Source organism: Mesorhizobium sp. M1227 (assembly GCF_040318315.1).
Classification (GTDB): Bacteria; Pseudomonadota; Alphaproteobacteria; order Rhizobiales; family Rhizobiaceae; genus Mesorhizobium.
On sequence record NZ_JAMYLZ010000082.1, the window covers coordinates 1 to 4,487 of the forward strand.

A 4,487-nucleotide genomic window follows, 5' to 3' on the forward strand; every position below is an offset into this window, starting at 1 on the left:
CCGTCATGTGTCCGCCGCTCCGCTAAACACGGGGGCTGCGCGGCGGACACGCCGACGTCACCGCAATGCCACGCCATTTTGCAGAACTTGACGCACACAACTGGGTGCAGCGTCCGTGGCGCAAGCCAGCCCTCTGCCAACGCGAACTTTGGACCCGATCCAGTCGTCACGTGGGATGAACTCGAACGTCTCGAATTGGTTCGAGAAGGCGCCTTTTGGCAATTACCCGATGGATCCGTTTTGTCAGCGCCCTGGAAGGTACGAGGGTTCCGTAAAAGGGCTTGGCCTTGGCTGAGAGCATTGCCCTCGCCACGAACGTTGAGAAGGCGTATGGTCGTTAATCGTTGGCTGAAAGCGTTCTTGGCCAGCGACTGAAGAACGAGAAGACTCCCGCCTTTAACAGGGCGTGCTCCAACTCGCGATTACTCGGCGCGCTCACGCATTGTCCGTCCTCTATTGGGGTTATTTGGTTGATTCCTAGGGATGATCAATTTGCCAAAGGAGCGTCCCGATGAAGCTAATGCAGAATCGTCGCATATTCCTGACCGGCCTGTCGGCGATCGGCGGTGCCGGGCTCTTCAATGTTCGCACATCCAGTGCGGCCGGGGAGCCTGCTCTGGAAACGACAACCGTCCGCTTGGGGCAGTGGGTCGGAGGCGCTTACTGTTGGGCGTCCATCTACCTTGCCGGAGAACTTCTGCGCGCCGACGGTTTCACCGATATCCAATATGTCGAAGGCGACACCCACATCGACAATTCCAAGTGGCTCTCCGCCGGCCTGATCGATTTCGACATGAACATGCCGTCGATGCACATTAGGTCCATCGACGCCGGCGTGCCGGTGAAAGTGCTGATCGGCGTGCATTCCGGCTGCTTCGAGTTGATCGGCAACGACAGCGTCCGCAGCATCAGGGATCTGCGTGGAAAGCGCGTCGGGGGAGGGTCGGTGGAGTCGCATCCTCACATCCTGACGGCTCTCATGGCCAACTATGTCGGGCTTGATCCCATGCACGATATCGAGTGGGTGGAGGGTGAACAAGCCCCAATGCAAATGTTCATCGACGGCAAGGTCGATGCCTACATGGCAGGTCCGCCCGAACCGCAGATCCTGCACGCCCGGAAGATCGGCCATACGATCGTCAACAACGGGACCGACCGCCCGTGGTCGCAATACTTTTGCTGCATGGTTGCCGGCAATGCGGACTACGTGAGCAGATACCCGGTCGCGACGAAGCGGGTGTTGCGCGCCATTCTCAAATCCGCTGACCTGTGCGCTTCTGATCCGTCGTTGGCGGCACAGCAGCTCGTCGACCGAGGCTTTCTACCCAACTATGACGAAGCGCTTGGGACGCTGAACGGTGCTCAGCACGACAAGTGGCGCGTGTTCGACGCCGAAGACAGCGTGCGCTTCTATGCGCTGCGCATGCAGGAGACCGGCATGATCAAGTCGAGCCCGCAACAAATCCTGTCCAACGGAACGGACTGGCGTTTCCTCGAGGAGCTCAAACGCGAGTTGAAGGCCTGAGACCCTAGCAGACGCAGTCACGCCTTGGCGCTGGTCATAGCGCGGGCGAGTGAGCACGACGCGCCGAAGGACGAGCGCCTGCCGACAATCGGACTGGCTCAGGACATCACGTTGACATCGCAGGACGGGACGCGCGTGTCGCTGCGCGATTTTCGCGGCGACCAACGCGGCCGGATGGTGGCAGCAACCAGCCTGCAGATATTAGTTGTCTCTGGAGGACTGCTGTTTCGTGGGAGCAGCCGTTTCCATCAACAGCAACCACACGGCAACAAATGTCGCAAACGTGAGCGCCATTCCGCTGGCGACCTCCATATTGGCCGCAACGACGGTGCTAGCCGTTCTCGACTGCGGCACTGCGTTGGTCGCTTGCTCCAGGAGGCGACATTCCGGTGTTATCAGAACGTTCGTGATTCGGGGCCTACCTACCGAAAATCGCACACTTCATCGAATCTGCGGCTGGGGTTTGGGAAGGAGAGCGTCATGATTGACCGCCGCTGCCTCGTGTGGGGCAATTGGCGGCGCCGCAACCCACGCCCTCTGGCACTCGGCATTGCGCTGATTGAGGGACAACATGCTGCGCGTCGCATCCGACCGGCTGAGGCCGGTCATGGCACCACGTCGATCAGCGCCGGAATTCCGCTGAAGACATGACAGACGGTCCAGGACCGATCCGCCTCGACGCGGCGGCCATATTGACGGTCCGCGAAGTCGCGTCCCGATGTCCCACCCTCATTTTCCCAGACCGCAAGCCCGGCGGCGTTGCACTGCCGATCGGTTTCGTTGCTACGGGCACTCATGGCGTTGGCCTTTCCTCATTGATCGCTTCCGTGGCCAGAACGCCGGAATAGAGCGTTGCGCCCTTCGCGTCGGCGATCGTCATGGCGTCCGGCCGCTGCGGCATGTTCAAGGTTTTGGCCAAAAGCCTGGCGATCTCGAGCGCATGGTCGAGGTTGGCCGCTTGCGCCGTCTCGCGCCCGACCACGGCATGCGCATCGTCCGAGGTTCGGGTGCGATAGAATTCGATCACGATCTTCATCGTCATCCGTGCCCGTGTCGCTACGTCAGTTCTTGCCCTTGCCGCGCAGGGCATTGATATCGGCTGCAACTCTGGTGTGGGCGCCGAATACGCTTTCAGGCTTGGGCGGGACCTTCTCCTGCGTCGGGTTCCCGATCTTCCGGCTAAACCATTTCTGTCCCTTTGACACGTTCGAAGATCCTTTCGATGAGCGTTGTGCTGTCACCGGGCGAAGTGTCGACCGGTTCGAGACTGTCCTGCATCGCCACCCGTTCATGAAGTTCGACGTCGCTGCGGATGCGGTACTGCAGCGAATTTCCGCTCGGCGGGAGCCTTGCTGTGACGCGGTAGATTTCCGCGGCCTTTGGAAACGTGCCGATGCCGCTCTTCAGCCGGACAGCTTGTCCGACGGCAAAGAGATGCGTTGCGGCTTCGCGGCGGACTGGGCGTGCGTTGCGTTGCATCAGGGTTGTGGTTCTCATGATTGTCTCTCGTCCAGCTCCAGCGAGGCTTGAAGCAATGCCGGTTCGATCGGCACCATCTGCTGCGTAGCACCGCTCGCGGTGATCGCCGGAGGTGAATGAAGGTGGCCACGCGGCGCCATGCGATCTGGGAAGTCCCTTCGAGGGCCTCCTCGTCATGGTCAACCCGATACTCTCCGGGCGGTTGCGGTGTATCAAAGCCGGGCAGCGAAAACGCCGACTTGAAGCGAACGACTGTATTTGTGGTGCGGCTGGTCATGAATTGCGGCTTTCCGCGGAAACGGGCGGCTGCGCCTTTCCGTATCAGTCCCACTCGAACCGCCGGGACGATGCCCGACGCTGCCAGTACATCCGTGGTCAGCGTCGGTTTCATTCCAGGATCCGAACGGAACGAGATGTGCGCCGGACCGGCGCATGCACTCATTTTCGAGAATTCGGTGGTGAATGGCGGGGCTCTGACACAAAGCCAACTCGACCCAAATCAACAAGTTTTACCTATGCGCCTCAATTGAGTTCCAAACAAGGTCGCGGCCTCCTTTACTTGATCTTTGGAATAATAACCCGCATCCGCGAAATTCAAGCCGGCAGAAAGTTTTCCTCACATCCGAACGAATTTCTGGCGTCTCGAATTATATCATTCGAATTCTTGGCCATTGGCCAGAAATAATTCTGGCACTCCTATCTATCGAGTGCCAACGCGCCTATATCAGGGGTAGCGGCCGCCTATGCTGGCCCCAGAAAGAAGTTCCCCATGAAATTCCGGCCACTCCACGATCGCGTCGTCATTCGCCGCGCCGAAGGCGACACCAAATCCAAGGGCGGCATCATCATTCCCGACAATGCCAAGGAGAAACCACAGGAAGGCGAAGTGATCGCCGTCGGCCCGGGCGGACGCGACGAGAATGGCGCGCTTGTTCCGCTCGACGTCAAGGCCGGCGACCTGATCCTGTTCGGCAAATGGTCGGGCACGGAGGTCAAGATCTACGGCGAGGACCTTCTGATCATGAAGGAGGCCGACATCATGGGCGTCATCGACAAAGCTGTCGAAGCCAAGAAGGCCGCCTGACTGGAGCGGCGCGTGTCCCTCAAGGCGCGCAAAGGTCGCTCCAGTATTTGAAAGAACAAGCGCAGCGCGTTCCGCGCGGCGACCGTTCCATTCCAAATTCGACGGGATAAAAAATGTCTGCCAAGGAAATCAAATTCTCCACCGACGCGCGCGACCGCATGCTGCGCGGCGTCGAAATCCTCAACAACGCCGTCAAGGTGACGCTCGGCCCCAAGGGCCGCAACGTCATTATCGACAAGGCCTACGGCGCGCCGCGCATCACCAAGGACGGGGTGACGGTGGCCAAGGAAATCGAACTTTCCGACAAGTTCGAAAACATGGGCGCGCAGATGGTGCGCGAAGTGGCCTCGAAGACCAACGACCTTGCCGGCGACGGCACCACCACCGCCACGGTGCTTG

Annotated in this window: 6 protein-coding genes and 1 pseudogene; 4 read left to right on the top strand and 3 right to left on the bottom strand. The window is 59.8% G+C overall.

The window, feature by feature from the left end; translation table 11 throughout:
• The first annotated feature begins 511 nt into the window (after positions 1-511).
• Together NKH28_RS33955 and NKH28_RS33960 are read left to right on the top strand one after the other, a co-directional pair.
• On the top strand, positions 512-1,525 hold the full coding sequence (locus tag NKH28_RS33955; protein WP_352981429.1) for an ABC transporter substrate-binding protein: 1,014 nt from the start codon (positions 512-514) through the stop codon (positions 1,523-1,525).
• 24 nt (positions 1,526-1,549) lie between these two features.
• Positions 1,550-2,176: a hypothetical protein gene (locus tag NKH28_RS33960; protein ID WP_352981430.1), complete on the top strand. Its 627-nt coding sequence runs from the start codon at positions 1,550-1,552 to the stop codon at positions 2,174-2,176.
• A gap of 142 nt (positions 2,177-2,318) precedes the next feature.
• Here NKH28_RS33960 and NKH28_RS33965 read toward each other — a convergent pair whose 3' ends face one another.
• The 3 genes and pseudogenes from NKH28_RS33965 to NKH28_RS33975 form a co-directional block, all read right to left on the bottom strand.
• On the bottom strand, positions 2,319-2,561 hold the full coding sequence (locus tag NKH28_RS33965) for a hypothetical protein (RefSeq protein WP_352542957.1): 243 nt from the start codon (positions 2,559-2,561) through the stop codon (positions 2,319-2,321).
• A 143-nt stretch (positions 2,562-2,704) separates the two neighbouring features.
• A complete protein-coding gene (locus tag NKH28_RS33970; protein ID WP_352542956.1) occupies positions 2,705-3,022 on the bottom strand; it encodes a hypothetical protein in 318 nt (105 codons plus the stop codon).
• Positions 3,019-3,281: pseudogene (locus tag NKH28_RS33975) on the bottom strand (hypothetical protein). Before NKH28_RS33975 ends, NKH28_RS33970 begins: the two are co-directional and overlap by 4 nt.
• Positions 3,282-3,773: 492 nt before the next feature.
• Between NKH28_RS33975 and NKH28_RS33980 the strand changes: the two are divergent.
• Both NKH28_RS33980 and NKH28_RS33985 read left to right on the top strand, forming a co-directional pair.
• Positions 3,774-4,088, top strand: coding sequence for a co-chaperone GroES (locus tag NKH28_RS33980; protein ID WP_352542955.1), 315 nt, complete (start codon positions 3,774-3,776; stop codon positions 4,086-4,088).
• A gap of 113 nt (positions 4,089-4,201) precedes the next feature.
• Positions 4,202-4,487 (top strand): TCP-1/cpn60 chaperonin family protein (locus NKH28_RS33985; RefSeq protein WP_352976219.1); only part of this gene is annotated, 286 nt, incomplete at its 3' end.